Source organism: Nonomuraea sp. K271, from assembly GCF_009908215.1.
GTDB classification, from domain to species: Bacteria; Actinomycetota; Actinomycetes; order Streptosporangiales; family Streptosporangiaceae; genus Nonomuraea; species Nonomuraea longispora.
In genome coordinates this window covers 1-26,033 of sequence record NZ_JAAAHR010000109.1, presented here as the reverse complement: position 1 = coordinate 26,033, position 26,033 = coordinate 1, and the positions used below count along the sequence as shown (strand labels likewise).

The window sequence follows — 26,033 nt, the reverse complement described above, 5'->3', positions numbered from 1 at the left end:
ACCCCGCCCGAGGCTTGACGACATGACGACGACACTCATCACAGGAGCGAACAAGGGGCTGGGCTTCGAGACCGCCCGCCGGCTCATCGAGGCAGGCCACACCGTGTACGTGGGCAGCAGGAACGCCGGACGCGGCCGTCTCGCCGCCGAGCGGCTGGGCGCCCGGCACGTCCTGCTCGACGTCACCGACGACGACTCGGTCACGCGGGCGGCCAGGACCATCGAGGCCGACGGCGGGCTCGACGTGCTGGTGAACAACGCGGGCATCGAAGAGCGCACCCCTGACGGAGGCGTCATCGGCCCCGCGGACGTGAGCACCGGCATCATGCGCACGACGTTCGAGACCAACGTTCTCGGCGTCGTGCGCGTCACCCGTGCCTTCCTGCCGCTGCTGCGGCGCTCGGCGGCCCCGGTCATCGTGAACGTCAGCAGCGGCCTGGCCTCGCTCACCAGGGTCACCACCCCAGGCACGCCGACGTACGCCTACCCGGGGGTCGCCTACCCCGCCTCGAAGGCCGCGGTCAACATGATCACCGTGCAGTACGCGAAGGCGTTCCCCGGCATGCGGATCAACGCGGTGGAGCCCGGCTACACCGCGACGGACCTCAACCTGCACGCGGGCACGCAGACCGTGGAGGAGGGCGCCGAGATCATCGTACGGATGGCGCAGGTGGGACCCGACGACCCCACCGGGGGCTACTTCGACGTCTCGGGCATGATCCCGTGGTAGTTCACCTGGTCCACAGGGCGTCCTGAACAGCCTGCACCAGGGCCATCAGCTCCGGCGTGACGTGCTCCTTCGACCAGGCCAGCGCGTAGGTGATGCGCAGGTCGCCCGCGTCGAGCGGCACGAAGCGCACGTCGTCCCGCTTGATGGTCCTGGCGAGGAGCTGCGGGATCGGCAGCAGCCCCGCACCCGCCGCCACCAGGTCGAGCGCGGCGGAGAAGTCGTCGTCGGCGACCGTGCGCGCGCGGCCGGGCAGCCCGCACCACGGCCGACTGGACGGCGTGATCAGCACCTGACCGGCCAGTTCGGCCGGGGTGACCTTGGCCGAGGGCGCCAGCCGGTGGCTCACGGGGACGGCCAGGTGGTCGACGGTCACGTGGAAGCGGGCCGCGGTGACGAACTGCGCGGGCGCGGGGGTGGCGAGGATCGCTGCGGAGACCTCGCCGTCCGCCAGGGCTTGGGCCGCCGCGCCGCGGCCGGCGGGCCTGAGCTCCACGCCGAGCGCCGGGGTGCGGCTCGCGAGCCGCCTGGCGATCCGCGCGGCGAGCGTGCCGACGAGTGGAGGATAAGCAAGGTGAATGGTTGGACGGGCCAGTCGTGCCGCTTCCCCGGTGAACGCCTGAGCCGACTCGAGCACCTGCCGCGCGTGCCCGAGCAACGCCTTGCCCTCCGCCGTCAACCGCACCTCGCGGGCCGTGCGCTGGAAGAGCCGCACGCCGGTGGCGCGTTCGAGCCGCGTGACGGCCTGGCTCATGGCGGGCTGCGACATCCCCAGGTCGGCGGCGGCCCTGGAGAAGCTGAGCCGCTCCGCCACCCTGGTGAAGCAATGGATCTCCCTGAGCATAAGCAACACCAATACATAGTGCATGACGTCAGGGGTACTCGGCAGGATCGCAACGATCTGACCCACGTCCTAGGGAGCTTGGAAGATGAGCCCATTTCCCACGTCCACGGTGCTCGGATACCCGCGGATCGGCCCCCGCAGGGAGTTGAAGCGGGCGCTGGAGTCCTATTGGGACGGGCGCTCCACCCGCGACGAGCTCGACCGGGCCGGCGCCGACCTGCGTGCGCGGACCTGGCGGAAGCTGGCCGCGCTGGGGTTGGAGGGGCTGCCGAGCAACACCTTCTCGATGTACGACCAGGTGCTCGACGCGGCCGTGCTGCTGGGCGCGGTGCCGGCGCGCTATCGCGACACGGACGACCCCTATTTCGCCATGGCCAGGGGCACCGGTGAGGTCGCGCCGCTGCGGATGACGAAGTGGTTCGACACGAACTACCACTACATCGTGCCGGAGATCGGGCCCGACACGGTGTTCAAGCTCGACGCGGCCAAGCCGCTGTCCGAGGTGTGGGAGGCGCGGGCGCTCGGGTACGAGACGCGGCCCGTGGTCGTCGGACCGGTGACGTTCCTGTTGCTCGCCTCGGCCCTCGACCGGCTCGACGAGGTGCTCGGCTGCTACGAGGAGCTGCTGGCCGCGCTGGCCGCGGAGGGCGTCGGCTGGGTGCAGCTCGACGAGCCCGCGCTGGTGGCCGACCGGACGCCGGAGGAGCTGGCCGCCGTGCGGAGCGCGTACGAGCGGCTGGGGTCCGCCGAGGCGCGGCCGGGACTGTTCGTGGCGACGTACTTCGGGGACGCGGGCGAGGCGCTGCCGGTGCTGGCCGGCACGCCGGTGGAGGCCATCGGCGTCGACCTGGTCAGGGGCGGCGTGCCGGAGATCAACCTGGAGGGCAAGACCGTGGTCGCGGGCGTCGTGTCCGGGCGTGACGTGTGGCGCACTCCGCCGGAGCGGGCGCTGGGGGCGCTGGCCGCCGTACGCGCCGGGCGGGTGGCGGTGAGCACCTCGTGCTCGCTGCTGCACGTGCCCCACGACGTGGAGGCCGAGCCCGGCCTGGACCCGCGGCTGAAGGAGCGGCTGGCGTTCGCCGATCAGAAGGTGGCCGAGGTCGTGGCGCTGTCCCGATCGCCCTTCCACGGCCCAGCCCCGGCTGGGACGTCCGTGGCACGGCCCGCTCCCGTGACGGCGGAGGGGCGCGGCCCGTACGCCGAGCGCGCGGCGGCCCAGGCCGGGCACCTGCGGCTGCCCCCGCTGCCGACCACCACGATCGGGTCCTTCCCGCAGACCGGCGAGCTGCGCGCGGCCAGGGCGGCGGTCGCGGCGGGCAGCCTGTCGCAGGAGGACTACGAACGGCGGGTCGAGGCCGAGATCGAGCGGGTCGTCCGGGTGCAGGAACGGCTCGGCCTCGATGTCCTCGTTCACGGTGAGCCCGAGCGCAACGACATGGTCCAGTACTTCGCCGAGCACCTCGACGGCTTCGCCGTCACCGCCAACGGCTGGGTCCAGTCGTACGGCTCGCGCTGCACCCGGCCGCCCATCCTGTACGGCGACGTCAGCCGCCCGTCGCCGATCACCGTCCGCTGGGCCACCTACGCCCAGTCGCTCACGGACAAGCCGGTCAAGGGCATGCTCACCGGTCCCGTCACCATCGTGGCCTGGTCGTTCGTCCGCGACGACCTGCCGCTGCGGGACGTCGTGTTTCAGGTGGCCGACGCGGTGCGCGAGGAGGTGCGCGATCTGGAGGCCGCCGGAATGAAGATCATCCAGGTGGACGAGCCGGCGTTGCGCGAGCTGCTGCCGCTGCGCCTGGACGCGCAGGCCGACTATCTGGGGTGGGCGGTGGCGGCGTACCGCAGGGCCACGTCGGGGGCGAGCGACCGCACGCAGATCCACACGCACCTGTGCTACTCCGACGCCGACCAGATCCTGGCGGCCATCGACGGGCTGGACGCCGACGTGACCACCATCGAGTCCGCCCGCTCGGGAGGCAGGATCCTGGGCGCGGTGGAGTCGTTCGGGCGGGGGCTCGGGCCGGGCGTCTACGACATCCACTCGCCGCGCGTGCCGAGCGCGGAGGAGGTCGCCGAGTTGCTGCGCGGGACGCTGGCGGTGCTGCCGGCCGAGCGGGTGTGGGTCAATCCGGACTGCGGGCTGAAGACGCGGACGTACGAGCAGGTGGAGGCGTCGCTGGCGAACGTGGTCACGGCCGCCCGCGAGCTGCGCCATCGGATGAACGTTTCAGCGGGTTAGGGCAGGCAGGCGGGCCTGACGGCGCCCGGTCGCTTGACGCGGGCGCCGGCACTCGCTGATCTGTTCCTAGGAAAGCGCTTTCCTAGGATGGGAGCAGAACAGTGAGTCCCTTACCTCAGGCCACCGCACAGGGCCGGCGACTGCTTGCCGTCCTCGCGGCGGCGATCCTCGCCCTGACCGGCGCCGTGGTCGCCCAGCAGCCGGCGAGCGCGGCGAGCGTCGACACCAGCGCCTGGTACGTCCTGGTCAACCGGCACAGCGGCAAGGCCCTCGACCTGTACGACTTCGCGACCGCCGACGGCGCGCCGATCGTCCAGTGGGCCCGCAACGACGGCGACCAGCAGCAGTGGCAGTTCGTCAGCTCCGGCGACGGCTACTACCGGCTCAGGTCGCGCCACAGCGGCAAGGTGCTGGACGTCTACGAATGGTCCACCGAGGGCGGCGCCGACATCGTCCAGTGGGCCGACCTGAACGCCGCCAACCAGCAGTTCCGCCTGGCCGACTCCGACGGCGGCCACGTACGGCTGATCAACCGCAACAGCGGCATGGCCCTGGAGGTGTGGGAGTGGGGCACCGGCGACGGCGCCAGGATCTCCCAGTGGGACGACCTCGGGGGCGCCAACCAGCAGTGGCGGCTCGTCAAGATGGGCGGCGGGTCCGGCTCCGGCGACTGCGGGAGCGGATCGTCCGACGCCGAGGCCGTGCTCAGCGGCGGCACCTGGACGGCGCGGAACGGCGGCACCACCCACTACACCGGCGGCAGCATGATCGAGGCCATGCGCGCGGCCGTTGGCAGCCTCACCTCCGGCCGCACCTCGAAGCAGAAGGTGATCGTCCGCGGCTCCGGCTCGATGAACGCCAACCAGTCGCTCGACCTGCCCAGCTACACCGTCCTGGAGGTCTGCGGCACGATCAACGTGTCGGGGAGCATCAGCGCCAACAATGCGGTCGTACGCGCCCAGAACGTCACCGACGTCGAGGTCACCCACCTCAACGTGACCGGCAACCCCTACTTCGGGGTGTTCGTCCGCAACGGCACCAACATCACGCTCGGCCGGCTCGACCTGCGGCTCGGGTCGTCCGGGCTCGGCGTCCGCATCGACAACCACGCCAACAGGAACGTGCGCACCAGAAACGTGCGCATCGACAGCGTGTACGCCTCGGGCGGCAGCAGCCACGGCGTCGAGACGTACGGCGTGGACGGCATCGCCATCGGCACCGTCACGGCGCGGAACACCGGCGAGTCCGGCCTGCTGTTCAACGACACGATCAACGCCACGGTCGGCACCGTCGACGCCCAGGGCGCCGGCACCGGCACCGGATACGCCGCCTTCCGCATGGCCAACCGCAACGGCCGCATCGGCAGCGCCTACCCGGCCAACGTCCGGGTCGGCACCGTCATCGCCAGGGGCGGCGGACGCGGCATCTTCTGCGTCTCGGAGAGCGGCGGCGCCGTCATCGACCGCGTGGACATCTCCGGCACCGGCAGCAACTCGATCCTGATCGAGAACTGCTACAACGTCACCATCGCCGCCCAGAGCGGCACCGTGAACGGCTCCGACATCCGCATCGCCGCCCGCGGCGAGTTCCCCGTGACATCGGACATCACGCTGCAGAACCTGACGCTGACCAACTCCGCCATCAACGAGAACCCGTGCGGGAACAACATCGTCATCCGCGCCATCGAGCTGGTGAACTCCCAGATCAACCGCTGCTGACGCGGGTGTGCGGCTGGGCCGCGCGCGGCCCCGCCGTACACGCCACCCGCATCACTTGAGCGCCCCCGCAGTCAGGCCGGACTGGATCTGGCGCTGGAAGACCGTGTAGACCACCAGCATCGGGAGGATGGCGAGGGTGAGGGCGGCGAACAGGGCCGCCCAGTCCGCGTCGTATCCGGCGGCCGTGGAGATGTCGGCGATGCCCTGGGTGAGCACCCACTTCTCGCGGTCCTGCAGCAGGATCAGCGGGATCTGGTACTGGTTCCACTGGCCCAGGATGTTGAAGATCGTGATGCTGACGATGCCGGGTTTGGCCATCGGCAACATGATCTGGAAGAACACTCTGGTGTGCGACGCCCCGTCCACCATCGCGGCCTCCGCGACCGCCGTCGGCAGCGTACGGAAGAAGGCGGCCAGGAAGAAGACGGTGAACGGCATCGAGTAGGCGATGTAGACCAGCACCGCGCCCGCGTGCGTGTTCAGGCCGACGAACGGCCCGACCACCGGCACGTTGCCCATGTTCTGCACCACGAAGAACAGCGGGGTCAGCGCCAGGAAGAACGGGAAGGCCAGGCCCGAGACGAACAACATGTAGATCGCCCGGTTGCCGCGGAAGGGGTAGCGCGCCAGCACGTACGCCGCCATCGAGCCGACCAGCATCGTGCCGAACGTGCTGAACGACACGACGACGACGCTGTTGAGCATGTACTGGCCGATGCGCGCCTGCTCCCAGGCCCTGGCGAAGTTGTCCCACTGCGGCGAGACCGGCAGCGACCAGGCGTGGCCGAAGATCTCGTCCTCGCTCTTGACCGACGCCAGGAAGGTCCAGACGATCGGCACGGTCACGAGGAGCGTCCAGATGCCCAGCGTCGCGTGCGTCAGCACGCCCAGCGGCCCCAGCCGGCGTTTCCGCTCGGCGCGGGCGACCCTCCTCGAAAGCACCTCTGGGGGCGCCTGAGTCGTCGTTGGCATCTCTCAGTACTCGATTCGTTCGCGCCGCGACAGGCGCAGCGACAGGACCGCAAAGCCGAGGGTGAAGAAGAACATCACCACGCCGAGGGCGGAGGCGTAGCCGAAGCGGAAGTACTCGAAGGCGTTGCGGTAGATCTCGGCCGCCATGACCGTGGTCGACCAGTCGGGACCGCCCTGCTGGTCGGTCATCACCCAGACGATCGCGAAGACGTCCATGGCGAGGATGCCCAGGTAGACCCAGGCGACCTGGACGGTGTCCCACAGCAGCGGCAGCGTGACGCGGAAGAACAGGGTGATACGGCCGGCCCCGTCGATCTGGGCGGCCTCGAACATGTCCTTGGGGATGCCCGCCAGCCCGGCCGAGAACAGCACGACGTAGAAGCCGACCGCCTGCCAGACCAGCACGCCCAGTACCGACCAGAACGCGAGGTCGGGGTCGGACAGGAACCCGACGGGTCCGAGCCCGAACGCCATCAGCGGCGCGTTCAGCATGCCGCTGCCGTCGGGCCTGAACACCTGCTGGAAGAGCACCGCCACGATGGTGACGGCGAGGACCTGCGGGAAGAAGAAGACCACCCGGTAGAAGCCCGACCCGCGGATGCCCGACACGCCCTGCTTCCCGCCCACGTTGAGCAGGAAGGCGAAGAACAGGGCGATGACGATCGTGATCACCGGCAGCAACACCAGCAGGGCGATGTTGTGCGTGACGGCCTTCCAGAAGACGCTGTCGCCGAGCAGCCGCTGGAAGTTGTCGAGCCCGATGAAGTTGGGCACCGCCGTCACGCCGCGCCAGTCGGTCATCGCGATGTAGAACGCCTGGACGTACGGCGAGATCACGTAGACCAGGTAGAGAATCACCGGGGCTGCCAGGAACGAGGTGATGAACAGCCCGCGGCGATACCTGTTGAACAACACCATCAGCGCTTGTACTTCGTGATGGAGGAGTCGTTCTTGATCTCGTCGGCCTTCTTCTGCATGCGCTCGAGGTAGGCCTTCGGCTTCAGGCCGCCGGTCATGAGCTGGCCGGTGGCGGCCTTGGCCTCGTCGTTGAGCGGGCCGTACCAGGTGTACCAGCGGTAGTAGACGGTGTTCTCGCCGGCGTCGGCGACCGCCTTGGAGGCGCTGGTGACGCCCGGCGAGATGTCGCGGCCCTCGCTCGCGCCCTTGACCGTCGTGACCGTGGTGACCAGCTCGCTGAAGTCGCCGGCCGCCTTCTTCGACAACATGGCGCGCAGATATTCCATGCCGGCCTGCGGGTGGGCGCTCTTGGCGGAGACGATGAAGTTCTCGCCGGGCTGGGTGTGCAGGGTGCCGTACGGCATCGCGTCGGAGCTGGTGATGTCAGGGATGGGGAACATCGCGTACGCGAAGTCGTCCGGCGTGGTGGACTTCTGTTCGTTCTCCAGCCACGAGCCGCAGGGCAGCATGGCCACCTGCTTCTTGTTCTGGGCGGTCTGCGTCTGCACGTGGTCGAGGCCGGCCGTGCCCTGCATGAGGTATTTGGCGCCCACCTCGGCCCACTTCTCGGCGGCGGTCAGCATCGGCTCGGCGGTCCAGGCGCCGTCCTCCAGGTTGTCGATGTTGACCAGCACGTCGTTGCCGCCGATCTTCGCGGCCATGGTGAGCAGCGGCTCGTAGAGATACTGCGGGTGCTTGCCGGCGTAGGTGAAGGGCGCCATCTCGCCCGACTTCTTGATGGTCTCGCACAACTGGAGGAAGGCGTCCCAGGTCTTCGGGATCTCCCAGCCGTTGTCGTCGAAGACCTTCTGCGAATACCAGATCCCGTGGATGTAGTTGACGTAGCCGAGGACGCTGAACTTGCCGTCGTACGTGCCGATTTCGATCACCGACGGGTCCAGCAGGTCGCGCACCTTGACGTTGGGGTCGTCCCACGAGGGCGCGTCGAGCAGCGGCGTCAGGTCCTGGAGCTGACCGTCCTGGGAGAGGGCGCCGAAGTCCATGAAGTTGGCGCCGGAGTTGTCGATCACCTCCGGCGGGTTGCCGCCGGCGAAGCGCGGCTGGAGGACCTTGGTGATCTCCTTGGTGGAGTTGTGCTTGATCTCGACGTTCGCGTACTTGCTCTTGAACAGCGGCTGGTGGATGTCCGTGGCGTAGGCCTGGCCGAAGCCGCCGTCGAAGATCCACACCTCGAGCGGCTTGTCTCCGACGCCGAACGGGTTGGCCGCGCTGGTGGCGGCCGGCGCCGCCGACGAGGGCGCGGGTTGGGACGCAGGGGTCGCGCACGCGGCGAGCGCGCCCGCCACGGGCACGAGAGCGGCGCCGCGAAGAAGCTCACGCCTGGTGATCTGGGGGGTGTTGGGCATGGTTACTGCTCCTGACTTGTCATGCTCCGCGCCTGATGCGCCCTGCGTAGCGGCTTTCCAGCGCCTTGTTGTGCTCGTCCCCACCCGCCACGTTGGCCGACAGGTAAATGGGAGGCGTCTCGCCCATCGCGACCAGCGCGTCCACCGCCTCGGTGACCACCATCTGCGCGAGCAGCGCGGAGGTGATCGTGGACACCGCACCGTAGCTGCCGCCCCCGGGCAGTTCGAGGAGGGCGTCGCCGTACGGTGCGCCGTTGTCCAGCACGACGTCGGCCAGGTCGAGCAGCTTGCTCCCCGACGGGTGACGCGAGGTCATCTGGGTGCTGTGCTTGACCGAGGTCAGCGCGATCATCGAGTGGCCCTGGTCCTTGACGATCCTGGCCAGCTCGACGACCGTGCCGTTCACGCCCGAGCTGGAGATCAGCACGAACACGTCCTGCGGTTCGACCGGCGCCAGGTCGTAGATCTGCCGTGCGACCGACGGGTCGCGCTCCAGCTCGGGGGTCAGCACGCCGGGCGGCTGCCCGCCGTACAGGACGAGGTCTCTCGGCGTGAGGCGGTTGCTCGGGACGAGGCCGCCGGCCCGTCCGGCGATCTCCATGGCGATGGCCTCGGAATGCCCCGAGCCGAAGGCGTTGACCACGCCGTCCGCCCTGAGCGAGGTCACGAGCAGCTGCGCCGCCTTGCGCACCTGCCCGGCCTGGCTCTCCGCGACCTGACGGGCCAGATCGAGAATCCTGTCTGCGTACGTCATCTAGCTTCTCTCCACCCGGTGGCTTTCCACGGCGCTGATCGTTCGCTCGAACGCCTCGTTGGTCCGTTCGTACGTGCTCTGGGCGATCGCCACGTAGACGGCGTCCAGCACGAACAGCTGCGAGTGCACGGCGGCCAGCCCGCCGAGCCGGAACGTGGTCTCTCTGCTGGCGGTGGTCAGCACCAGTTCGGCCAGCTCCGCCAGCGGCGAGCGGGCGAACGAGGTGACCGCGACCGTCAGCGCGCCGTGGCTGCCGGCCTCGGCCAGCGCCTCCATGACCTCGCGCGTGCGGCCCCTGTGGCTGATGCCGACGGCGACGTCGCCCTCCTTCAGCAGCGCCGCCTCCGACAGCGCCACGTGCGCGTCTCCCGCGCTCCAGCAGGGCACGCCGATGCGGCGCAGCCGGCCCTCGAACATGGTGGCCACGTTGCCGCTGGTCGAGACGCCGACGAGCAGGACGCGCGGGGCGGCCACGATGGCGGCGGCCACCTGGGCGACCACGTCGAGGTCGAGCTGGGCGGCGGTGTCCTGGATCAGCCGCACGTCGGCGGCGGCCATCACCTCGATGGCGGCGTCGAGCGGGTCGTCGGGGCCGATCTCGTGGCCGACGCCCGCGCCCCAGCCCGCCTGCGCCGCCCTGCCGGTCTCGGTGGCCAGGGCGACGCGCAGCTCGGCGTAGCCGGAGAAGCCGAACGCCCGGCAGAATCTGGTCACGGTGGCGGGCGAGCTGCCGGCGCGCTCGGCCAGCGCGATGATGGTCGACCGCGCGGCCTCGGCAGGATCGCCGAGTATCACCTCGCCGACCCTGCGCAAAGCCTCCGGCAAACCGGGTAGCTCTGTTTCGACGCGCCCTAGCGCTCCTGAAGTCACGAATATTCCTTCCGAATACCCGGTCTTCTGGCGAAAATTATTCTTGCTTCCTGGCCACGTCAAGCCCCAGACTCAGTCCGTGATGCAATCGCTAGTCATCGGTGTCGATGCCGGAGCCACCTCCACGCGAGTCGCCGTTCACACGCTCGACGGCGCCCGGGTGGGCTACGCCAGGGCGGGCGCGGGCAATCCGAGCGCCCACGGGCTGGCCACGGCGGTGTCGGCGATCGAGACCGCGCTCGGGCAGGCCCTCGGCTCCCTCGACGGCTCGCGGGTGGTCGCCTCGCTGGCCGGGGTCGCGGGGCACGTCGAGGAGATGGTGCCCGCGCTGGCCAAGGTCTGGGCCGGGCACGACATCACCGTGGAGCCGCGTTACATGGGCGACGTGACGATCGCCTACGCCGCGGGCTCGCCCGAGCCGGACGGCTCGCTGCTGCTGTCGGGCACGGGCGCGGTCGCGGCCAGGATCGCCGGGTTCGAGCTCGGCGCGGTCGCCGACGGGCTGGGGTGGCTGCTGGGCGACGCGGGCTCGGGCTTCTGGATCGGCCGCGAGGCCGCCAGGGCGGTGGTCCACGCCTTCGACCGCGGCCTGCCGGTCGCAGCTCTGGACCGTACGACTCCGGACCGCGCCCCCGCCTCCGGCACGGGAGCCGACCGCGACCCCGCTTCCGAGGCGGCCGGGAGCGGGCTGCTCGTCGCTCTCATCGGCGACCACTTCCTCGGGGACGAGCGGCCCGCAACGCCGCGCGCGGTCGCCAACCGCATCGTACGCCTGGCTCAGGCCGACCACATGCGGCTGGCGAAGTTGTCGGCGCTGGTCAGCCGGGCCGCGTCGGAAGGCGACCCGCTGGCCGCCGGGATCGTGCGCGAGGCGGCCGGCCACCTGGTCGCCACGCTGAGAAGGGTGCACACGGCGGGGCCCGTGGTGCTCGCCGGCAGCGTGCTGACCAGCCCCGGACCGGTACGCCAGGCCGTGACGGAGCTGCTGGCGGGCGAGCGCGTCACGACGGCGGGTGACGCGGCGAGCGCGGCGGCCTGGCTGGCGGCCCGCGACCACCTCTCGGAGCCCGACACCACGACCCTGCACGCTGCCTTCACCTCCACCGCCTGACGGGGCACCACCGGCTCAAGGGTGCCGGTTCTTCAGCCGTAGGGCCGGTCAGACCTTCTTGACGACGATCGAGTCAGGGACCAGTTTCACCAGGTCATCCTCGTCGGAGGTGAAGTCAGAGCGCGGGTGCAGTAAGGCGTCCCCCATCCCGATCATGCGGCCACCCCCGTCAGCACTTTGATCCACACGAGAAATGTCTGGGCGCGCCCACCGAGGGCGGACTGGTCGACCAGGACTTCTCCGCCGACCCGGCGGGTCCTGCGGATGAAGTACTGCCCGCCGGCCTGGCACAGCTCGTAGAACGTCGGCACGCAGTCACACGTGTAGTCGCAGACGCGTATACGTTTTTCCACCGCCCAAACGGGGTCCCACGTCAGCCGGATGAAGCCGGGACACAACTCCGGCACATGGGCCGAGTGAAACCGGTCATCCGCAGGCATCGACGATGGTTGCGACATGCCGCAACTATAGATCTGGTCGTCTTCTCTTGTCTACATGTAGCGACAGCTCTGTCTATTTAGACGGAACGATATGTGAACTCTTGCCCGCATTGGCCTATGTTGCCTATGTGCTCGACTACGATGGGGACACTCACGTCTACGTCCAGATCGCCGACATCCTCCGCCAGCGGGTCTCGAAGCTCGACTCCGGGCACCCGGTGCCGAGCGAGGCCGACATTCAGTACGAGTTCGGGGTCGCCAGGACCACGGCCAGGCGGGCGGTCCACGTACTGCGCGAGGAAGGGCTCATCTACACCGTGCAAGGCGAGGGGACCTTCGTCGGCACACCAGAGGAAGCACCTCGCAAGCAGCGAAAAGTGCCGTTGTACCAGCAGATCGCGACAGAAATCAGCGATCAGATCAAGGCGGGAAAATTCCTCCCCCGGCGCCCTATACCGGGCGAGACGGCACTGGTGAAGCAGCATGACGTCGCGCGTGAGACGGTGCGGCGGGCCATGGCGCTGTTGCGGGAACAGGGGTGGATCTACACCGTCGCCCAGCGGGGCAGTTACGTCTCACCGAAGGATTCGTGGCCCCAGGACTGACTTTGCCTAGGTGCTTGTACCTACACGTCTAGGATATGAGCATGCTCGACCGCGATGGCCCAGTCCCGCTGTACGTTCAGGTCGCCGACGTGATTCACCGGCGGATCGACAACGGGGAGTTGCGGATCGGGGAACCCGTGCCGAGCGAGGCGGCCCTGGAGGCGGACTTCGACATCGCGCGCAGCACCGCGCGCAACGTGGCCCGGGAGCTTCGCCGACGGCGGCTCGCCCATACTGTCAAGGGTGAGGGCACCTTCGTCGGGCCTGCCGGCGTGCCTCGTGAGAAGCCGACGCGAGCCAAGTACGCGCTTATCGCCGATGACCTGGCTGCCCGCATCAGACGCGGCGAACTCCGCCCCAACAGGGCGATCCCCAGTGAGCAGGTGCTGATGCGGCATTACGGGGTCGCCAAGGTCACGGCCCGGCTGGCCGTCTCGCGGCTGCGGGAGCAGCGGTGGGTCGTCACGGTGCCGCACCGGGGCACCTACGTGTGCGATCCAGCAGAGTGGCCGAGCGCCCCGCCGGGCGTCAGCCCTTGACCGCGCCCGCCGTCATGCCGGTGCCGACGCGGCGCTGCAGGAAGAGGAAGAGCAGCAGCGCGGGCAGCGCGAACAGGCTGGCGGCGGCCATGGTCGCGCCCCAGTCGGTGCGTCGCTCTCGTCGGCGAGCACTTCCTCGCAGACGAGCGGCCCGCCACGCCGCGTGCCCTCACCGACCCGCTTGCCTTCCTGTTCGGGGAGGGCGCGGCGAGGGTCGGCATGAAGCAGGTGGAGGCCAGGACCACGAAGGCCACCGGTCACAAGGCGCGAGCTCGTGGACGCGCGAGAGATACGGCCTTCCCCATAGCACGTTGAAGACCCTGCGCCGTAGCCTGAGGTTGTCCAGACATCAGGAAGGCGGTCAGGGCCTATGACCGAAGCTGGCACGATCGGGGCTCGACTCCGAGGCGAGCGCCAATCTCGCGGGTTCACACAGGAAGAACTGGCCGAGGCAGCCGGCCTGTCCCGCGATCTGGTCGCCAAACTGGAGCAAGGGCAACGCCGATCCGCAAGGCTGACCACGCTGGTCAAGCTGGCCAACGCGCTCGACATTGAACTGTCCGCGCTGGTCGGCAAAAGGGACCAGCTCGGCACGGACCGCGACGGCGGCAGCGTCCTGGCCCTGCGCGACGCCCTACTCTCCCCCTCACTTCTGCCCGGCCTCGACGACGGCCACGACGGCGAGCCCACACCGATCCCCGACATAGAACGCGCGGTCGCCGCGGCATGCCGCTCGTACTGGCGCGGCGACTTCCCGGCCCTCGTCGCCACCCTCCCGGACCTGCTTGCCGAGGCACGCCTGACCCACAGCACGCTTGGCGCCAGCGCCGTCTATCCGCTGGCCATGGCTTACGATCTGGCAGCATCCGTGACGATCCACCTCGGCCGAGACGACCTTGCGGCCGTCAGCGCCGAGCGCGCCATTACCACCGCGCACGCCGGCGATGACGAGCTGTTGTGGGCCAGCCTCCACGGGACGTACGCATGGGTCCTGCATCACCAAGCCCGGCTCGACCAGGCCGAGCGGTTGGCCATATCGATGGCAGAGCGGATCGAGCCCGCATTCTCGGCCCCGGCCGAGCACCTCGCCACATGGGGCAAGCTGCTCCTGGCCGCGTTCGCCCCCGCCGCTGCCGCGGGGCGGGAGGTCGCCGACTACGCCGCGTTGGCCGCTGCGGCCGCTGAGCGGCTGCGTGGCCGGGTGGCAGTCCACAACAGCTGGTTCGGGTCTGCCATGGTGGCCGAGCAGGAGACGCACGCCTACACCGTGCTGCGCTTGCCAGACAAGGCGTTGCGGGCCGCGCGCCGCATCCACGCCGGCGACCTGGAGGGCATCGCGCACGGCCGTCACCTGATTGACATCGCGCAGGTGCACGTGGACTCGCGGCACCACAAGACAGCCGCGGAGCGACTGCTGGAGGCCCGCGCGGAGTCAGAGGTGTGGTTCCGGCACCAGGCTGTTGCCCGGGACCTGGTCGAGGTGCTGCGAGAGGAAGAGAGGCGGCCGTCGACGACGATCCGGTCGCTGGCGAACTCCCTAGGCATCTGACTAGGACATGGTGTCCTGATCCGCCGGGAAAACAGTCCCACATGTAGGACATGACATCCCTGGCGCGTTGTTTGCGCTGGTCGTAGCTTCACAATGTGACGCAGACCACAGACACCGGAGCTCAACCCCCAACCGGCCGACCGGATCACGCACGTCATACAGGTCGGCCGATAGCCAGCGCCGAGTTGCAAGAGCTCCTCCAGACCACCGAAGGAGACCTGCGCTGGGTCGCGGCGCGGGCGGCCCTGCTGCTCGACGTCGCGGGCCGGCAGCTGTCCACGCTGCGCAACACCTACCCGGCCTGGGACATCGAGCGGCACCGCGACGACGCCGGCCGCGTGTGGTGGACGGCCACCCTGCGCGCGCCGTTCACCGTGGAGATGATGGCAGCCGGCGTGTGGGCCACTGTCCGGCAGACCGATGCGATGGCGTTGGCGGCCACGCTGGCCTGGCAGTCGTCCCTGCTGCACACCGCCCGCGGCAGGACGCGGGTGCCGTGATGGTGGAGACGGCCGATGCCAAGCGCCACCAGGCGCACCGGGAGGCGTACCACGAGGAAGTGCGGCTGCTGGAGGTGCTGGAGAGCACCTACCCCGGCTGGGCCATCAGCGCGGACGAGCAGTGGTGGGTCGCCGAGCTGCGGCAGCCGCGGACGCAACGCGTGGCCGAGTTCGGGATCGTCCAGTACGTGCGCCGCAAGAACGGCGTGTCCCTCGGGATCGCGCTGGAACGCCAGGCGGAGTTGCTGCGCAACATCGGCCCTGCCCTGTTCCTGTAGGCCCCTCGGCCCGTCGTGATCAGCGCGGCGCGGCGGGCCGAGGTTCCACCCCATGAGCAGGCGCGGCGGCGCCCCCGAGACCACACCCAGCCGCCGCGCCGCCGCGCACACGAAGGATCGCCTCATGCCCCACTGGGAGCCGTACGTGCCCCGCGGCCCGCGGCTGCGGGTCTACGCCACGTCCTGCTGCTGCGAGTACGAGCTGGTCTCCGAGAGCGGCCAGTACTTCGTCCTGCGCTGGACCGGCGACGGCGAGCAACAGGAGGAGACCGGGCGAGGCGTGTACGCCCGCACCGCCGCGATCTGGCGCCACCTCACCTCACGACACAGATGTCGAAAGGAGCAGGAAACAGCCACCCACCTCGCGCACGCCACTCACCAAAAAGGAGATCTCACGTGAAACGTCTCATCATCGACACCCACGCCAGCTCCTGCTACTTCCGCACATCGGTCGAGGACGGCCACCGTAAGGCACTGATCCAGATCACCGAGCGCTGCAACCTCCACTGCGCGCACTGCTTCGTCTCCTCCGGCAACTGGGGCGACCACATGCCCGCCGACGACATCATCGGCAAGGTTCTGCCGCGGCTCCAGCGCGCCCACGTCGAACGCCTGACCCTGACCGGCGGCGAGCCGTTCGTCCACCCCGATCTCATGAACATCTGCCACGCCGCCACCGAGATGGGCATGCCGCTCGGCATCTGCACCAACGCCACCCAAACCACCAACGAGCAGATCCGCGAACTCGCACAGCTTGGCACCATCCACATCAACGTGAGCTTCGACGGCTTCCGCCGCGCCTCCCACGGCAAGTTCCGCGGCAACACCGCGTCCTTCGACACCACTGTGGCCACCACGCGGGCCTTCGCCGAAGCCGGGCTCTTGCAAGGAATGCTGTCCACCCCGAACACGCTCACCAACGTCGAGGAGTTCCGCGACCTGTGCGAGTTCGCCGTCGAGGTCGGCGCCCAGTACGTGCTGATGAACCCGCTGTCGCTGTTCGGCCGAGGCGTCATGAGCGCGGGAAGGATGACCGCCGACGAGGAGAAGATGCGCGCCATCGCCGACATCACCAGCGCCTTCCGAGAGCGCGGCGTGGACATCGTCCACATCCGCTTCCCGAACGACGACAAACCCCTCGCCGGATGCGACGCCGGGAAACTCATCTACGTGTTCGCCGACGGACTGGTGGCGGTCTGCCCGTACCTTGTGTTCGCCGCCCGCACCCCGCGATCCCAGCACCCCGACACCGACTTCCTTGTCGGCAACATCCTCCATCAGGAGGTCGCCGACGCCCTGGCCGGCTACGACCTGGCGGGCAAGCTCCGCATGGGCACCAACCCAACGTGCGGCGGCTGCTCGATGAACGCCACCTGCGGCAAGGGCTGCCCAGCCGCCGTCATCTCCCGGGGCGCTCAGGTCGGCGACGTCGATGCCGAGCAATGTCCCGTCGTCGAACACGACGGCCGGCCGCTGCTCCAGATCAGCCCACGCCGATGACCAGGCCGACGGCGAGGGACGGCCTGTTCGTTGTGGTCGAGGGTCCCCACGGCGTCGGCAAGACCACGACCACCCGGCGGCTCGCCGACCAGTTGCGCGCAACTGGCGCCCGCGTCCTGGTGACGAGTGAGCCGTCCGGCACTGCGCTGGGGCGGCTCGTCCGCACCGGCGAGTCCGGGTTGACCGGGCGGGCGCTCGCTCTGGCGGTGGCCGCGGACCGCTGCCTTCACATCGACACCGAGATCGCCCCGGCTCTGAAGGCCGGGCTGATCGTCATCAGCGACCGCTACGTTCAGTCGTCGCTGGTACTCCAGCGTCTCGACGGGCTCGAGATAGACGAGGTGTGGCAATACAACGCCCACGTGCCGGTCCCGTCCCTATCCTGCTACCTGCGGCACACCGCCGAGGAACTCGGGCGGCGGCTGCGGCAGCGGACGGCCCTGTCTCGGCTGGAGCGTGAGGGCTCCCCCGCGCGGGAGCTGGCGCTGTACGAGGAGGCGTTCGACTTCCTGGCGGCTCGCGGCTGGCCGCAGGTCAGCATCGACTGCCGTGGGTTCGACCCGGACCAGGTGGCGGCCGAGCTGCTCCGCCAGGTGCAAGGCGCGTACGGAACCCACGACGTGTAGGAGGGCGCATGCTCAGGGCTGTGACCGTCAACATCGGCGCCGCTGGACTGGATAGGGCCGAGCTGCTGCTGCGCTGGCTGGCCGAGCGGGACGACGATGTCATCCTGCTCACCGAAACCAGCGCCGGCCCGGGCACCGCCTACCTGCTGGAGCAGTTCCGGCGTGCCGGCTACATCACCGTCAACACCCCAGACGACGGCGACCGCGGCGCGGCGCTGGTTAGCCGGGTATCGCTCACCGCACACGAGCCCGACGCGTTCGAGCAGGTAAGCATTCCCGCCCGGGTTGCCGCCGCCGCTCTCGACACGTCCCCGCGCACCTGGTGGGTCAGCGTGTATGTCCCCAGCCGCGACCGATCCGCGGACAAGACCGCCCGCAAGGAGGAGTTCATCACGTCGCTGCTCAAGACCATCGAGCAGCTCCAGCCTGAAGAGCGCGACCGCATGGTGATCGGCGGCGACTACAACGTCATCACCTCCGACCACCGGCCCCTCCATCCGGGATTTCTGCCGTTCGAGTTCGCCCTGCTCGACACCCTGTCAGCGGAGGGCTTCATCGACGCGCACGCGCGCTGCGCGCCCGGAAGCCAGCCGTACAGCTGGATCGGCCGGACCGGCGACGGCTACCGCTACGACTACTTCCACGTCGGCCCCGAACTGGGTGGGCGGCTCCGAGATTGCGCCTACCTGCACGAGACACGCGAGCAGAGGCTGACCGATCATGCCGCTGTCGAGCTCTACCTGAACGTGGAAGCTGAGCGGCTCGAATGTTCCGGCCCGACTGGGCCTGAAGCCCTCGGCTTGTTCTAGACCGAGGCCAGAGCAGATCGCACCAGCGAGTCGTAGGTATCGCTGGTGCGATCCAGCTCCACACCAAGGCCACGAGCGAACGCATCGAGCTCGGCCTGCACAACGGCCCCTGACTCGTCTTGGCGGACCGTCCGCTCGATTTCCATAAAGGTGCCGGCGTGCTCGACCTCGTCCACGCAGATCGTCAGCTCACCGATCGAGCACCAGCGGCGTACCTTCACAATGCGGATAGTCGGGTAGAAGCCCATGGCCACGATCGCCTGGTGCATGGCCTCGCGGTCGGCGACCTCGGTTTCGTGCTCCAGGCACGCCATCTCGTTGTCGATCGGTCGCTTCACGGTGAACAGGTGGCGACCGTCCTGGGTACGGAGCCGGCTGAAAGCCCTGCCGACCTTGCTCTGCTCATACGTCCAGCCTGCCTCTGCGTAGGCTTGGTCGTCTTGCCGGGACGGAGGCGACAGGAACGCTCCCCGCCGCGCCAACGCGGCCTCCAGCCTTCCCGTATCGCCGACGCGGTATTTGACCTCAACCTCTTGCGTCCCGTCTGCCACAGCGCCTCCCTCTTTCGCTTGAGCCTCGTGAAGCCTAGCGATTCGCGCTGACCCGGACAGGAGAACGTGACTCGCATCGGGTTGCGTGCCGCCACGCCGCACCGGGAAACCTACGTGTGCGATCCGGCGCAATGGCCCGTCAGCCTTTGACCGCGCCCGCCGTCATGCCGGTGCCGACGCGGCGCTGCAGGAAGAGGAAGAGCAGCAGCGCGGGCAGCGCGAACAGGCTGGCGGCGGCCATGGTCGCGCCCCAGTCGGTGCCGAACACGTCCCGGAACGACGAGAGCCACACCGGCAGCGTACGTTTGTCCTGGTCCTTGATGATCAGCACGTTCACGAACGCGAACTCGTTCCACGCCGTGATGAACCCGAACAGCGAGGTCGCCATCAGCCCCGGCGCCAGCAGCGGGAAGACCACCCGCCGGAAGGCCACCAGCCGGCTGCATCCGTCCACCTGAGCCGCCTCCTCCAGCTCGGGCGGGATCGCGGCGAGGAACCCGCGCAGCGTCACGATCGTGAACGGCAACGTGACCATGAAGTAGACACCGGTCAGCATGGCCAGCGAGTCGAGCAGGTCGGTGTCCCTGGCGATGATGAACACCGGCACCAGCAGCGCCTCCCACGGCGCCATCTGGGCCGCGAAGACCGCCACCACGAACGCGCTCCTCCCCCGCCAGCGCATCCGCGTCATCGCGAACGCCGCCAGCAGCGCGACCACCAGCGCGATCAGCACCGCCGCGACCGTCACCAGCAGGCTGTTGCGCCAGTAGGTCCAGAACCCCGGCGCGTTCACCGCGGTGACGAAGTGGTCGAGCGTCGGATCGGCGGGCCAGAACGTCGGCGTGGCCGCCTGGATGTCCCGCGTCGGCTTGAAAGCGGTGAGGAACATCCAGTAGACGGGGAAGACCGTCGTCACGAGCACGGCCACCGCCGTCGCGTTGAGCGCGAGCCGTTTCATGAGCGGACCATCCTTCGCAGGTTGCTGACCAGGGCGACGGCGAGGATCACGACGGTGAGCATGGCGACCGCCGAGCCCAGGTCGTAGCGGTGCAGCACGCGGGCGACCTTGAACGCGTAGACCGGCAGTGTGGTGGTGGCGTCGTCGGGGCCGCCCTGGCTGAGCACCCAGATCTGCGGGAAACACTTGGCCACCCAGATCACCTCAAGGGAGATGATCAGCGCGAACAACTGCCTGAGCATCGGCACGGTGATCTTCCAGAACACCTGCCCGCCGCTGCCGCCGTCGATCCGCGCCGACTCGTACAGCTCGGCGGGGATCGTGGTGAGGCCGGCGTACAGGGTGAGCGCGGCGAACGGGACCGACTGCCACACGACGAGGATCACGAGCACGGCGAACGTGGCCGTGCCGTCGGCGAACCAGGTGTAGCCCTGGAACGAGTCGAAGCCCAGGGTGACCAGCAGCCAGTTGACCACGCCCAGCTCCGACTGGAACAACCACTGGAAGATCGTGGTCGCCGCGATGACGGGGGTGGCCCAGGCCAGGGCCAGGGCGCTCATCACGGCCAGGCGCAGGCCGCGGCGCAGGCGTGCGAGCATGAGGGCGACGCCGGTGGACAGGACCACGATGAGCACCACGTTGACCACGGTCCACACGACGGTGCGCCACACCACCTGCCAGAACTCCTCGCCGCCCAGCAGCTCGGCGTAGTTCTCCAGCCCGATGAAGGTGGCGCCGCCCCTGATCAGCTCGCCCATGCGGAAGTGCTGGAACGAGATCACCGCCGCTTTGAGCATGGGATAGACCAGGAGGAAGGCCCCGCCCGCCACCGTGGGGGCGATGAGCAGGAAGGGCCAGAACGAGCGGTGTCCAGCCCGCATCAGGATCCGCTGTTCAGCGTCGTGGTGATCGACTCGGAGACCTTCTTCGCCTCCGCCGCCGGGTCGGCGCCGGTGAGCACGGCGGTCATGTACTGCTTGATCACGGAGGTGGCCTCGACGGCGGCCCAGTTGGGGGTGTTCGGGGTGGCCCGGCCGCCCGCCGCGCCGACGGCCATCGCGGCGGTGCCCTCGTCGCCGGAGAGCACGCCGGCCAGCGAGGTGCGGTTGGGCACGAAGCTCATCGTCGTGGCCAGCTCTTTCTGGAACTCCTCCCCGGCCAGGGCTTTGACCAGCTCGTACGCCTCGTCCTGGTGCCGTGAGGCCACGGGGATGATCAGGTCGGAGCCGCCCGTGAAGACCGTGCCGGGTTTGTCGGCGGTCTTGCCCGGGATGGGGAAGAAGCCGATCTTGTCCTTGAGCTTGCCGTCCACCTCCAGCACGCGGGCGGCGACGCCGGGCACGGCGATGATCTGCGCGACCGTGCCCTGCGCGAACACCTCGTGCTGCGGCGGGTTGGCCTCGTCGGCGTCCTTGGGGCCCTTGCCGAGGGCCTGGAGCCGCCGGTAGAAGTCCATGCCGGCCAGGGCCTGCGGGGTGTCGAGGGCGCCCTTCCACCGGCCGCCCTCCTGGACGGCCAGGTCGCCGCCCTCGTCCCAGATGAAGCCGGCGAGGGCGTACCAGGTCTGGCCGGTCAGATAGATGCCCTGGTTGCCACCTTTATTAAGCTTTGTCGTGATTTCTAGCCACTCGTCGCGGGTTTTCGGGGGCTCCTTGATGCCGGCCTCGGCGAACAGGTCCTTGTTGTAGACGACCACGCGGTTGGCGGCGTACCAGGGGATGCCGTACTGCTTGCCGTCGATCTTGCCGGGCTGGGCCAGCCCGGGCAGCCAGTCCTCACCCTTCAGGTCGGCGACCTTGGCGGTGAGGTCCGTGACGCCGCCGCTGGCGGAGTACTGGGCGACCTGCGTGTTGCCCACCTCGATCACGTCGGGCGCGTCGGTGCTGGCCAGGGCCGCCGTGACGCGCTCGCCGATGCCGTCCCAGGCCTGGATCTGGATGTCGAGGTCGACACCCTTGTGCGCCGCCTCGTGCTCGGTCTCGAACTTCTTCAGCAGCTCCTGCGTGACGCTGCCGTCCATGATCCAGACGGTCAGCTTCGCAGGGGCGCCGCTCGCCGCCGCCCCGGTCTCCGGCTCTGCGCCGGTGCCGCACGCGCTGAGCGCGAGCACGGCCGCCAGGGCAAGGATGCGGTACTTCATGGTGTTCCTTCTGGTGCTGGGGGGTGGGGTCCCGCGCCCGCCGTGCGGGCGCGGGACACGATCACACGTTGGGGACGGTGTCCTTGAACGCGGCCCCGGACGAGCGCAGCGAGCCGACCCGGCTCTGCACCTCCGCCGGCGAGAGGACCTCGTTCTTGCTGTGGTAGACGTAGTCGACCTGCTGGCGGTACGTACGGGTGCCCGTCGCCCCCTGAAGATCGATGAACCACTGGTTGAACATGATCCACATCGGGGTCTCGGGGTAGTAGATGTCACCGTGGTCGGCGAAGAGGCGGCCGTCCACGTAATACCTCATCCGGCCGCCGGAGACCTGGATGACGAGGTCGTGCCAGCCGGCGAAGCTGACACGCTCCTCGGTGTGGGTGTTCACCGCCTGCCACGGCTCGTTCCGGTAGGTCTCCCAGCTCGTGGCGTAGAGGATGTTGGACGGTTCGCCCCAGCCGCCGTTCGGCAGATACTCGAAGTCCAGCTCGCCGTAGTCGGGGTCGAGGTCGAAGCGCAGCGGGGTGATGGTGAAGAACGTCTGCACCACGTGCTCGCCGTCGGGACCGCTGGTCGGGGCGTCGCTGAAGCGCACGCGGGCGGCGTACGTGCCCTCGTGGAACTTGCGGTTGGTGGTGGACAGCTCGGTCTGCACGGTGCCCGAGGGGGTTCCGTTCGTCGAGGAGTCCAGCGTCAGAAGGCCGCCGGGGAACGAGACCGCGCCGGGCGACCAGGTGGCGCCGGGCACGCCGGGTCCACCCGAGCTGGAGCGGACCGTCCAGCCGCGCTGGGCCAGCCGGGGGTCGTTCGAGCCGGTGTAGGTGAAGTCGTCGAACAACTCGCCGCCGGGCCCCGGGGGCACGGTGGGCGTGACGGTGGGGTCGGGGTCGCTGCCGTTGGGCTGGCCCCAGGAGAGCGTGCCGTTGACGTAGACGGTGACCTTGTCCCAGTTCGCGTAGCTCGTCTGGGGGCCGTACGAGTAGTCGTCGCCTTGCGTGAACGTCTGCCAGTCGGCGCGGTGGAAGCGCAACTGCATGTCGCCGGTGGTCCGGCCGGGGGCCAGGCTGCCTGAGGTGAAACCCACCTCCAGGTATTGGCCGTCGCCCTGCTGGCGGACGAACTGTCCGGTCACCGTCGAACATCCGACGACCGCCCATGAGCAGGCGAAGCGGTAGGTCTCGGTGCCGGTGAGGTAGTAGCGGACCTTGACCTGGTTGAGCGGGATCGTGGTGGTGCCGTCGTTGAAGAGCTGGAGCCAGGGCTCGGCCTGGGCCGTGGTGGCGCCGGGGGCGCTGGTGCGGTACTGGAGCCGGACGGCCTGGTCGGCGTTGGCGGGTGCGACCAGGAAGACGGCGACGATGAGGGCGGGGATGGATAAGGAGAGCAGAACTTTACCGAAATTCCGGGACATGAGTGGGTTCTCCTTGGTTGTGCGGTCCCCCGAAGGTCGTGCTGGTCAGGTGCGGTGGTGCCGGTGGTGCTTGTGGTTCGTGCCGGTGGTGCGTGCGGTGGTCGGGGACGTGGGGGTCGGTCGTGCAGTGGTCGGTGGAGCGGGGGTCGGTGGAGCGGGGGTCAGGCGCCGCGGCGGATGCGGCCCGCGTACAGCGCCTCCAGGCGGAGGTTGTGCGCGTCGCCCTCGGGGACGTTGGCCGAGAGGTAGACCGGCGGGACTTCACCGGCATCGAGCAGGTTGCTGACGGTCTGGGTCACGACGAGCTGGGCCAGCAGAGCCGAGGTGATGGTGGAGACCGCTCCAATGGAGCCTCCGTCGGGCAGGGGCAGGACGGCGTCGCCGTAGGGGGCGTGGTTGTCGAGGACGACGTCGGCCAGGTCGGCGAGCCGGCGGCCCGAGGGGTGGCGGGACACGACGGCTTCGCTGTGGGCGCGCGAGGTGATCGCGATCAGGTCGTGACCGCGTTCCTTGACGAGCGTGGCGAGCTCGACGACCACGCCGTTGACGCCCGAGTTGGAGATGATGACGAACAGGTCGTGCTGCTGGACGGGGGCCAGGTCGAGGATCGTACGGGCGACGGCGGGGTCGCGCTCCAGGTCGTAGCGGTCGAGCTCGGCCCTGGGGGCGTCGCCGTACAGGACGATGTCGCGCAGTGCGAGCCGGTTGGTCGGCACGAGGCCGCCCGCGCGGCCGGCGATCTCCATGGCGACCGCTTCCGAGTGGCCCGACCCGAACGCCTGGATCACGCCGCCCGCGGTCAGCGCCCTGGTGAACAGGCCGGCCGCCCGCGTGATCTCCGGATCCTCCGGGATCACCCGGACGAGCTGCGCGATGTGCTCGGCGAAGGTCCGCGGGGCGACTCGCTGGTTGACCGTCATATGTCCCCTTCTGATAAGCCTGGCAGGCCCTGTTCCGGTAGCCGGTGTCCGGCCACGGCCCGCACGGTGACGTCGAACGCCTGCTTCGTACGCTCGTACGTGCGCTGGGCGACCGACACGTACACGACGTCGAGCACGAGCAGTTGCGAGTGGATCGCGGCGAACCCCTCGGACCTGAAGCTCGTCGCGCGGCTCGCCGTCGTCAGCACCAGCTCGGCCCCCTCGGCCAGCGGCGATCTCGGCTGCGAGGTGACGGCCACGGTGATCGCGCCGTGGCTGCCCGCCTCGGCGAGCACCTCGATGACCTCGCGTGTCCGGCCGCTGTGGGAGATGCCGATCGCGACGTCGCCCTGGCCGAGCAGCGCCGCGTCCGTCAGCGCGCTGTGGGCGTCGGACCTGCTCCAGGTCGGCACCCGCATGCGTTGCAGCCGGTATTCCATCTCGCTGGCGACCGCCGCGCTGCTCGACACCCCGAACAGCAGTACCCGCCCGGCCCTGGCCACGGCCCGCGCGACCTTGTCCACCACGGCCAGATCGAGCTGGTCGCCGGTCTCCTGGATCAGGCGGATGTCGTTGCCCGACACGACGCTCAGCACCCGGTCGAGGCTGTCGTCGGGAAGGATCTCGCGGCCGATGTCGGTCTGCCACGTCTGTTGCGCCACCCGGCCGGTCTCGGTGGCGACGGCCACCCGGAGCTCGGCGTAGCCGGAGAAGCCCAGGGCGCGGCAGAATCGGGTGATCGTGGCGGTGGACGTGGCGCTCCGCTCGGCCAGGTCGACGATGGTCAACCGGGCCGCCTCGGCCGGGGCGGCGAGAATCGCATCGGCCACCTTGCGCAGCGCCTCGGGCATGTCGTGCTGCTCGGCCCTGATGCGGCTCAGTAGTTCCACGCGGTGATAATTATGCTCAAAGTCTGGTGCAGTCAAGCCATTTCGGCAATAATTTTTGACATGCAGCTGGTTCTGGGCGTCGACGCCGGCGGCACCACGTCGCGGGCCGCGCTGTTCACGCTGGACGGCACGCTGGTGCGGCGCGGGCACGCGGGCGGCGCCAACCCCGGCACTCTCGGCCTCGACACCGCCGCCGCCAATCTGACCACCGCCGTACGCGCGGCCCTGCCGGACTCCGGCTCCGAGCGGCTCACAGGTGCGGTGGTGGGCCTGGCAGGCAACCCCTCGCTGTGCGCGACGCTCACCGAGCGCGTCTTCGGCGCCCTCCTGTCCGGGGGCGACGTGCGCGGGGTACGGGTGACGGGCGACATCGTGACCGCCTTCGCCGCCGGCACACCCTCGCCATCGGGCACCGTGCTCATCTCGGGCACGGGGGCGATCGCGGCCAGAATCGCCGACCACGCTCCCGCCGGCACCGCCGACGGGTACGGCTGGCTGCTCGGGGACGAGGGCTCGGCCTTCTGGATCGGCCTCGCCGCCGCCCGCGCCACCGTCCGCGCCCTCACCGCCCCGCGCTCCTCTCCGACGAGGACGGGCGTCGATCCGGTACGCGACCACGAGCCGAGCCGCACCGATCCGGCCCTCGACGAGATGACCGCCGGTCACCGTCCGGACTACCACGAAACCGCCGGCCGGGAAGCCGGCGACCGCGGTGTGGTGAGTCGCGGGACGGGGGAAGCGGGGGTCGGGCG

The 26,033-nt window shown here is 69.5% G+C and carries 28 protein-coding genes; 14 read left to right on the top strand and 14 right to left on the bottom strand.

Features of this window, described 5'->3' with window-relative positions; translation table 11 throughout:
• Positions 1 to 22 precede the first annotated feature (22 nt).
• The gene (locus GUY59_RS30620; RefSeq protein WP_138204247.1) at positions 23 to 730 is read left to right on the top strand and encodes an SDR family NAD(P)-dependent oxidoreductase; all 708 of its coding nucleotides are present in this window, start codon (positions 23 to 25) and stop codon (positions 728 to 730) included.
• Between the two features lies 1 nt (position 731).
• On the opposite strand, the gene GUY59_RS30615 is transcribed toward GUY59_RS30620, so the two are convergent.
• Positions 732 to 1,595, bottom strand: a complete 864-nt coding sequence (locus GUY59_RS30615; protein WP_138204245.1) for a LysR family transcriptional regulator — start codon at positions 1,593 to 1,595, stop codon at positions 732 to 734.
• A gap of 61 nt (positions 1,596 to 1,656) precedes the next feature.
• On the opposite strand from GUY59_RS30615, the gene metE reads away from it, so the two are divergent.
• Positions 1,657 to 3,813 (top strand): 5-methyltetrahydropteroyltriglutamate--homocysteine S-methyltransferase, encoded by a 2,157-nt coding sequence (gene metE / locus GUY59_RS30610; protein ID WP_138204243.1) that lies wholly within the window; start codon positions 1,657 to 1,659, stop codon positions 3,811 to 3,813.
• A gap of 101 nt (positions 3,814 to 3,914) precedes the next feature.
• A complete protein-coding gene (locus GUY59_RS30605) occupies positions 3,915 to 5,531 on the top strand; it encodes an RICIN domain-containing protein (protein WP_442939030.1) in 1,617 nt (538 codons plus the stop codon).
• A 51-nt stretch (positions 5,532 to 5,582) separates the two neighbouring features.
• On the opposite strand, the gene GUY59_RS30600 is transcribed toward GUY59_RS30605, so the two are convergent.
• The 5 genes from GUY59_RS30600 to GUY59_RS30580 are packed head-to-tail and all read right to left on the bottom strand — an operon-like array spanning position 5,583 to position 10,451.
• Entirely contained in the window at positions 5,583 to 6,503 is a 921-nt protein-coding gene (locus tag GUY59_RS30600) for a carbohydrate ABC transporter permease (protein ID WP_138204241.1), read from the bottom strand.
• Positions 6,504 to 6,506: 3 nt separating this feature from the next.
• Positions 6,507 to 7,421 (bottom strand): carbohydrate ABC transporter permease, encoded by a 915-nt coding sequence (locus GUY59_RS30595; RefSeq protein ID WP_171055504.1) that lies wholly within the window; start codon positions 7,419 to 7,421, stop codon positions 6,507 to 6,509.
• The gene (ngcE, locus tag GUY59_RS30590) at positions 7,421 to 8,827 is read right to left on the bottom strand and encodes an N-acetylglucosamine/diacetylchitobiose ABC transporter substrate-binding protein (RefSeq protein ID WP_138204239.1); all 1,407 of its coding nucleotides are present in this window, start codon (positions 8,825 to 8,827) and stop codon (positions 7,421 to 7,423) included. The genes GUY59_RS30595 and ngcE overlap by 1 nt, the downstream gene beginning before the upstream one ends.
• Positions 8,828 to 8,846: 19 nt before the next feature.
• Positions 8,847 to 9,581 carry a sugar isomerase domain-containing protein gene (locus GUY59_RS30585; protein WP_138204237.1) on the bottom strand — a complete coding sequence of 245 codons (735 nt, stop codon included), beginning with the start codon at positions 9,579 to 9,581 and terminating at the stop codon, positions 8,847 to 8,849.
• Positions 9,582 to 10,451: a MurR/RpiR family transcriptional regulator gene (locus GUY59_RS30580; RefSeq protein ID WP_132336538.1), complete on the bottom strand. Its 870-nt coding sequence runs from the start codon at positions 10,449 to 10,451 to the stop codon at positions 9,582 to 9,584.
• 82 nt (positions 10,452 to 10,533) lie between these two features.
• Here GUY59_RS30580 and GUY59_RS30575 point away from each other — a divergent pair, with 82 nt between their 5' ends.
• Positions 10,534 to 11,562 (top strand): N-acetylglucosamine kinase, encoded by a 1,029-nt coding sequence (locus GUY59_RS30575; RefSeq protein WP_236667658.1) that lies wholly within the window; start codon positions 10,534 to 10,536, stop codon positions 11,560 to 11,562.
• Between the two features lie 152 nt (positions 11,563 to 11,714).
• Here GUY59_RS30575 and GUY59_RS30570 read toward each other — a convergent pair whose 3' ends face one another.
• Positions 11,715 to 12,020 carry a hypothetical protein gene (locus tag GUY59_RS30570; RefSeq protein WP_138204233.1) on the bottom strand — a complete coding sequence of 102 codons (306 nt, stop codon included), beginning with the start codon at positions 12,018 to 12,020 and terminating at the stop codon, positions 11,715 to 11,717.
• Between the two features lie 110 nt (positions 12,021 to 12,130).
• On the opposite strand from GUY59_RS30570, the gene GUY59_RS30565 reads away from it, so the two are divergent.
• The 9 genes from GUY59_RS30565 (at position 12,131) to GUY59_RS30520 (ending at position 18,408) form a co-directional block, all read left to right on the top strand.
• Positions 12,131 to 12,607, top strand: a complete 477-nt coding sequence (locus tag GUY59_RS30565) for a GntR family transcriptional regulator (RefSeq protein ID WP_252375098.1) — start codon at positions 12,131 to 12,133, stop codon at positions 12,605 to 12,607.
• 41 nt (positions 12,608 to 12,648) lie between these two features.
• Entirely contained in the window at positions 12,649 to 13,146 is a 498-nt protein-coding gene (locus GUY59_RS30560; RefSeq protein ID WP_138204229.1) for a winged helix-turn-helix domain-containing protein, read from the top strand.
• Between the two features lie 370 nt (positions 13,147 to 13,516).
• Positions 13,517 to 14,695: a helix-turn-helix domain-containing protein gene (locus GUY59_RS30550; RefSeq protein ID WP_138204227.1), complete on the top strand. Its 1,179-nt coding sequence runs from the start codon at positions 13,517 to 13,519 to the stop codon at positions 14,693 to 14,695.
• A 185-nt stretch (positions 14,696 to 14,880) separates the two neighbouring features.
• A complete protein-coding gene (locus tag GUY59_RS30545; RefSeq protein WP_138204225.1) occupies positions 14,881 to 15,195 on the top strand; it encodes a hypothetical protein in 315 nt (104 codons plus the stop codon).
• Positions 15,195 to 15,473 (top strand): hypothetical protein, encoded by a 279-nt coding sequence (locus tag GUY59_RS30540; protein ID WP_138204223.1) that lies wholly within the window; start codon positions 15,195 to 15,197, stop codon positions 15,471 to 15,473. The genes GUY59_RS30545 and GUY59_RS30540 overlap by 1 nt, the downstream gene beginning before the upstream one ends.
• A gap of 52 nt (positions 15,474 to 15,525) precedes the next feature.
• Positions 15,526 to 15,873, top strand: a complete 348-nt coding sequence (locus GUY59_RS30535) for a hypothetical protein (protein WP_138204221.1) — start codon at positions 15,526 to 15,528, stop codon at positions 15,871 to 15,873.
• Positions 15,870 to 16,973, top strand: a complete 1,104-nt coding sequence (locus tag GUY59_RS30530) for a radical SAM protein (protein ID WP_201761533.1) — start codon at positions 15,870 to 15,872, stop codon at positions 16,971 to 16,973. Before GUY59_RS30535 ends, GUY59_RS30530 begins: the two co-directional genes overlap by 4 nt.
• The gene (gene tmk / locus GUY59_RS30525; protein ID WP_161714777.1) at positions 16,970 to 17,599 is read left to right on the top strand and encodes a dTMP kinase; all 630 of its coding nucleotides are present in this window, start codon (positions 16,970 to 16,972) and stop codon (positions 17,597 to 17,599) included. Before GUY59_RS30530 ends, tmk begins: the two co-directional genes overlap by 4 nt.
• A gap of 20 nt (positions 17,600 to 17,619) precedes the next feature.
• Positions 17,620 to 18,408: an endonuclease/exonuclease/phosphatase family protein gene (locus GUY59_RS30520; protein ID WP_138204215.1), complete on the top strand. Its 789-nt coding sequence runs from the start codon at positions 17,620 to 17,622 to the stop codon at positions 18,406 to 18,408.
• Here GUY59_RS30520 and cyaB read toward each other — a convergent pair.
• The 7 genes from cyaB to GUY59_RS30485 all read right to left on the bottom strand — a co-directional run bounded on the left by cyaB (position 18,405) and on the right by GUY59_RS30485 (position 25,281).
• On the bottom strand, positions 18,405 to 18,959 hold the full coding sequence (gene cyaB, locus GUY59_RS30515; protein ID WP_138204213.1) for a class IV adenylate cyclase: 555 nt from the start codon (positions 18,957 to 18,959) through the stop codon (positions 18,405 to 18,407). The two genes, GUY59_RS30520 and cyaB, sit on opposite strands and share 4 nt — an antisense overlap.
• A 139-nt stretch (positions 18,960 to 19,098) precedes the next feature.
• Positions 19,099 to 19,917: a carbohydrate ABC transporter permease gene (locus tag GUY59_RS30510; RefSeq protein ID WP_138204211.1), complete on the bottom strand. Its 819-nt coding sequence runs from the start codon at positions 19,915 to 19,917 to the stop codon at positions 19,099 to 19,101.
• Positions 19,914 to 20,798, bottom strand: coding sequence for a carbohydrate ABC transporter permease (locus tag GUY59_RS30505; protein ID WP_138204210.1), 885 nt, complete (start codon positions 20,796 to 20,798; stop codon positions 19,914 to 19,916). Before GUY59_RS30505 ends, GUY59_RS30510 begins: the two co-directional genes overlap by 4 nt.
• A complete protein-coding gene (locus GUY59_RS30500; protein ID WP_138204208.1) occupies positions 20,798 to 22,057 on the bottom strand; it encodes an extracellular solute-binding protein in 1,260 nt (419 codons plus the stop codon). Before GUY59_RS30500 ends, GUY59_RS30505 begins: the two co-directional genes overlap by 1 nt.
• A 61-nt stretch (positions 22,058 to 22,118) precedes the next feature.
• Positions 22,119 to 23,471 carry a cellulose binding domain-containing protein gene (locus tag GUY59_RS30495; protein WP_138204206.1) on the bottom strand — a complete coding sequence of 451 codons (1,353 nt, stop codon included), beginning with the start codon at positions 23,469 to 23,471 and terminating at the stop codon, positions 22,119 to 22,121.
• Between the two features lie 161 nt (positions 23,472 to 23,632).
• Positions 23,633 to 24,391: a sugar isomerase domain-containing protein gene (locus GUY59_RS30490; protein WP_138208794.1), complete on the bottom strand. Its 759-nt coding sequence runs from the start codon at positions 24,389 to 24,391 to the stop codon at positions 23,633 to 23,635.
• Positions 24,388 to 25,281, bottom strand: coding sequence for a MurR/RpiR family transcriptional regulator (locus tag GUY59_RS30485; RefSeq protein WP_252375284.1), 894 nt, complete (start codon positions 25,279 to 25,281; stop codon positions 24,388 to 24,390). Before GUY59_RS30485 ends, GUY59_RS30490 begins: the two co-directional genes overlap by 4 nt.
• A gap of 60 nt (positions 25,282 to 25,341) precedes the next feature.
• Here GUY59_RS30485 and GUY59_RS30480 point away from each other — a divergent pair.
• A partial coding sequence (locus GUY59_RS30480) for an N-acetylglucosamine kinase (protein WP_330849232.1) occupies positions 25,342 to 26,033 on the top strand: 692 nt, incomplete at its 3' end.

Excerpts from the sequence above, each read along its gene's own strand:
- GUY59_RS30575 (WP_236667658.1), top strand. The coding sequence starts at position 10,534 with ATGCAATCGCTAGTCATCGGTGTCGATGCCGGAGCCACCTCCACGCGA.
- ngcE (WP_138204239.1), bottom strand. The coding sequence starts at position 8,827 with ATGCCCAACACCCCCCAGATCACCAGGCGTGAGCTTCTTCGCGGCGCC.
- GUY59_RS30570 (WP_138204233.1), bottom strand. The coding sequence starts at position 12,020 with ATGTCGCAACCATCGTCGATGCCTGCGGATGACCGGTTTCACTCGGCC.
- GUY59_RS30620 (WP_138204247.1), top strand. The coding sequence starts at position 23 with ATGACGACGACACTCATCACAGGAGCGAACAAGGGGCTGGGCTTCGAG.
- GUY59_RS30535 (WP_138204221.1), top strand. The coding sequence starts at position 15,526 with ATGAGCAGGCGCGGCGGCGCCCCCGAGACCACACCCAGCCGCCGCGCC.
- GUY59_RS30500 (WP_138204208.1), bottom strand. The coding sequence starts at position 22,057 with ATGAAGTACCGCATCCTTGCCCTGGCGGCCGTGCTCGCGCTCAGCGCG.
- GUY59_RS30490 (WP_138208794.1), bottom strand. The coding sequence starts at position 24,391 with ATGACGGTCAACCAGCGAGTCGCCCCGCGGACCTTCGCCGAGCACATC.
- metE (WP_138204243.1), top strand. The coding sequence starts at position 1,657 with ATGAGCCCATTTCCCACGTCCACGGTGCTCGGATACCCGCGGATCGGC.
- tmk (WP_161714777.1), top strand. The coding sequence starts at position 16,970 with ATGACCAGGCCGACGGCGAGGGACGGCCTGTTCGTTGTGGTCGAGGGT.
- GUY59_RS30585 (WP_138204237.1), bottom strand. The coding sequence starts at position 9,581 with ATGACGTACGCAGACAGGATTCTCGATCTGGCCCGTCAGGTCGCGGAG.
- GUY59_RS30600 (WP_138204241.1), bottom strand. The coding sequence starts at position 6,503 with ATGCCAACGACGACTCAGGCGCCCCCAGAGGTGCTTTCGAGGAGGGTC.
- GUY59_RS30495 (WP_138204206.1), bottom strand. The coding sequence starts at position 23,471 with ATGTCCCGGAATTTCGGTAAAGTTCTGCTCTCCTTATCCATCCCCGCC.
- GUY59_RS30505 (WP_138204210.1), bottom strand. The coding sequence starts at position 20,798 with ATGCGGGCTGGACACCGCTCGTTCTGGCCCTTCCTGCTCATCGCCCCC.
- GUY59_RS30560 (WP_138204229.1), top strand. The coding sequence starts at position 12,649 with ATGCTCGACCGCGATGGCCCAGTCCCGCTGTACGTTCAGGTCGCCGAC.
- GUY59_RS30540 (WP_138204223.1), top strand. The coding sequence starts at position 15,195 with ATGGTGGAGACGGCCGATGCCAAGCGCCACCAGGCGCACCGGGAGGCG.
- GUY59_RS30550 (WP_138204227.1), top strand. The coding sequence starts at position 13,517 with ATGACCGAAGCTGGCACGATCGGGGCTCGACTCCGAGGCGAGCGCCAA.
- GUY59_RS30510 (WP_138204211.1), bottom strand. The coding sequence starts at position 19,917 with ATGAAACGGCTCGCGCTCAACGCGACGGCGGTGGCCGTGCTCGTGACG.
- GUY59_RS30595 (WP_171055504.1), bottom strand. The coding sequence starts at position 7,421 with ATGGTGTTGTTCAACAGGTATCGCCGCGGGCTGTTCATCACCTCGTTC.
- GUY59_RS30615 (WP_138204245.1), bottom strand. The coding sequence starts at position 1,595 with ATGCACTATGTATTGGTGTTGCTTATGCTCAGGGAGATCCATTGCTTC.